Source organism: Teredinibacter waterburyi (assembly GCF_001922985.1).
Lineage (GTDB): Bacteria > Pseudomonadota > Gammaproteobacteria > Pseudomonadales > Cellvibrionaceae > Teredinibacter > Teredinibacter waterburyi.
Genome location: NZ_MRUH01000160.1, coordinates 1 through 2624 on the forward strand (window position 1 = coordinate 1; position 2624 = coordinate 2624).

4 protein-coding genes are annotated in these 2624 nt (G+C 40.4%); all 4 read left to right on the forward strand.

The annotated features are described in order from the left end of the window. The first annotated feature begins 558 nt into the window (after positions 1 to 558). A complete protein-coding gene (locus tag IDZ20_RS11005; protein WP_188151487.1) occupies positions 559 to 876 on the forward strand; it encodes a hypothetical protein in 318 nt (105 codons plus the stop codon). Positions 877 to 1073: 197 nt separating this feature from the next. Next, positions 1074 to 1331: a type II toxin-antitoxin system Phd/YefM family antitoxin gene (locus IDZ20_RS11010; RefSeq protein ID WP_188151488.1), complete on the forward strand. Its 258-nt coding sequence runs from the start codon at positions 1074 to 1076 to the stop codon at positions 1329 to 1331. After that, entirely contained in the window at positions 1319 to 1630 is a 312-nt protein-coding gene (locus IDZ20_RS11015) for a type II toxin-antitoxin system RelE/ParE family toxin (protein ID WP_188151489.1), read from the forward strand. The genes IDZ20_RS11010 and IDZ20_RS11015 overlap by 13 nt, the downstream gene beginning before the upstream one ends. A 116-nt stretch (positions 1631 to 1746) precedes the next feature. Continuing rightward, the gene (locus tag IDZ20_RS11020; protein ID WP_188151490.1) at positions 1747 to 2043 is read left to right on the forward strand and encodes a hypothetical protein; all 297 of its coding nucleotides are present in this window, start codon (positions 1747 to 1749) and stop codon (positions 2041 to 2043) included. Positions 2044 to 2624 lie beyond the last annotated feature (581 nt).

A 2624-nucleotide genomic window follows, 5' to 3' on the forward strand; every position in this document is an offset into this window, starting at 1 on the left:
GAAGCGAAAGCAGCTGTTGCTGCATAAGTGGGGTGTCTACTTTTTGTGGGGAACACCAGGCTCTAGAAGTAGAGCGCAGCAGTGAAGCAATAAATAAAGTAATTTGAACTTTATTGTTTTTCTCAATAGAAAATATCGTTGAATGAGTTCTTGTATAAACTTAACGGCTCTTAACTTATGGAATGCCCAAAATGTAAAGTCGAAATGAAAGAGAGGCGTTGGGTTACAAATAGCTTCTTTGGGAATTGGATTGCTCTTGAGATACTATCAATATTTTTATTAATCCCACTACTAATGGCAGGCTTAGTAGGATGGTTGATCTTTGCTTCTATTTTCATAGCAATAATAACTATGAGCTGGGGTAAGCGTTGGTTTATTTGTAAGAGCTGCAACTATAAAACAGTTTCCAAAGTAAATGGAAAAAGGCCATAACAAGGCGCTGCACGCTGACACATACAGCTACGCTCGTTTTTGTGTCAGTCGCTGCGCTCCATTATCACACAAAAACGCTCTCCGCCGTATGTGCAGGTGAGCTTGGCGTTATGTGTCGGGGAGAGTATGAAGCTTATACTTAACAATTCAGAAGGTATAGAATTTTCGTGTAAAGAAGATTTAGCGAAAGCTATCCCTGTCGGCATTCACGGAAAGCCATTAAATTATGGGCAGGGTGAAGGCCAAGTAGAAATCGATGATACGGTATGGGGCTTTTACGTAAATTCTGAAGGTAGCTATTACATGGCCTTTGAAGAGGGGGTTGTGGAGTGGACTAAAATAGTAAATTTAGTTCATGCAATTACTGGTGCACTTACACAGCAATTTGGCAAAAAAATTACCGTTTCTGCTGAGGGGCCATTTACAAATGATCCTAATGCATAGCGTTCACAACACATAACAATTAGCTGCACGCTGACAACCTTTGCTACGCTCATTTTGTGTATGTCGCGTAGCTCCATTATACACAAAATGCTCTCCGCAAAGGTTGCAGGTGAGCTAGGCGTTAGCCACCCCAGTTGGCAGCGCTTAGCGGTAGTGATACTATAGTGGTACACCTAGTCTGCATATGGCATTTTGTTATGAAAACTGAGCTGGTTACTACTTTAAAGCGTCAGGCGACGCGAATTCTTTCTGATTTGCACGAATCAAAAGAGCCTGTACTAATAACTGAGTATGGGCTCCCATCAGCTTATCTTTTGGATGTAGAAGACTATGAGCATCTAATGTCACGTATGAGCATCTTAGAAGGGATAGCTCGAGGGGAGCAGGCTATAAAAGAAGGGCGTACATTAACAAATACGCAAGCTAAGGATAGGCTTTCTAAATGGCTGAAATAATTTGGTCAGAGCCTGCTTTAGAGGACCTCGAAAAAATAGCGAATTACATAACCTTATCAAACCCTGTTGCTGCGAGTAAGCTGGTTCAGCGAATATTTGCAGTTGTTGATCGTCTTGTAGAATTTCCTGAGTCGGGTCGTGAGCCTATTGAACTTGAAGGTTTCAATTATCGTGAAGTGGTTGTAAATCCGTGTAGGGTGTTTTATCGAATTGAAGATGAAACCGTTTATATCGTTCACGTTTTTCGACAGGAGCAAGACGTAAGACGTTATATTTTAATTCAGGAAAAAAATGGCTAACAAAGCGTTCAACCTGACGCAAATTTCGATGCGCCTTTTGGGTGGCTGCGCCACTTTAACCCAAAAGTCACCCCAAAATTTCCGCAGGTTAACGCGGCGTTATGTGAATATTTAATATGAAATATTTTATAGGTTTTATCGTTGGTGTATTACTTGCTTCTCTTGCTGCGTGGAAGCTAACGGAAATTCTGGCAAAAGATGCATATTTACAAACCAGCGTCACAAATCTTATTTTTCTTTCTGCTATCGAGAATGGATTGAATGAGGAGAAAATTCAAGAGGTTAGGTTGTACGTTAGGAAAATGGTTGCTTATGAAGAGTCAAACATACTGAACAACCAAAGTGATGCTGTATTAACTTCTACCAAACAAAAAGTATCACAAGTTATTAGCAGTATTAATCAGTATGAGTAGTCACATAACAAACAGCTCAAGAGTGACATTTGCTACGTCGCTCCTAAGTGTGCTTTTAGCACACACGGGCTCCTACACAAATGCACCTTAGCTGGGCGTTATGCGTCTAGGTCTTAACTATGAGAAGGTTTTTAGAGGTTTTCGTTTGTCTATGTGTCGCGCTATTCGTAGAATCTTTATTTAAACGTTTTCATATTCCAGTGACCGTTATAGATTTGTTACTATTCGCTATCAGCGCGCTAATCTTTTTTCTAATTGTTTCCCATTATTTTTCTGATAGATCGTCTGCAGTTACAAAAAAACGAATCGGCTCTAAAAGGTTGTTAAACTTACTTACCTTTCTTTCGGTTTGTTTTTTTGTGTTACTCGCTCTGTCAATCATATACCTCGGCGTATCTGAACCGTTAACTATATTCACCGGTGTAAAGGGGGCTGCTCACGGGTATACTTTAGTAATTACGGGCGTTACTATTATTTTTGTTACGGTTTCAGGTATATATTTTCGTGTTAGTAGTAAAAATGCATAACAAGGCGTTCAACCTGATGCCGCATGCTACGCTCCGTTTTGCGGTGGCTTCGCC

What these genes read in the sequence shown, in the direction of transcription:
- IDZ20_RS11005 (WP_188151487.1), top strand. Translation starts at nt 559, where the DNA reads ATGAAGCTTATACTTAACAATTCAGAAGGTATAGAATTTTCGTGTAAA.
- IDZ20_RS11015 (WP_188151489.1), top strand. Translation starts at nt 1,319, where the DNA reads ATGGCTGAAATAATTTGGTCAGAGCCTGCTTTAGAGGACCTCGAAAAA.
- IDZ20_RS11010 (WP_188151488.1), top strand. Translation starts at nt 1,074, where the DNA reads ATGAAAACTGAGCTGGTTACTACTTTAAAGCGTCAGGCGACGCGAATT.
- IDZ20_RS11020 (WP_188151490.1), top strand. Translation starts at nt 1,747, where the DNA reads ATGAAATATTTTATAGGTTTTATCGTTGGTGTATTACTTGCTTCTCTT.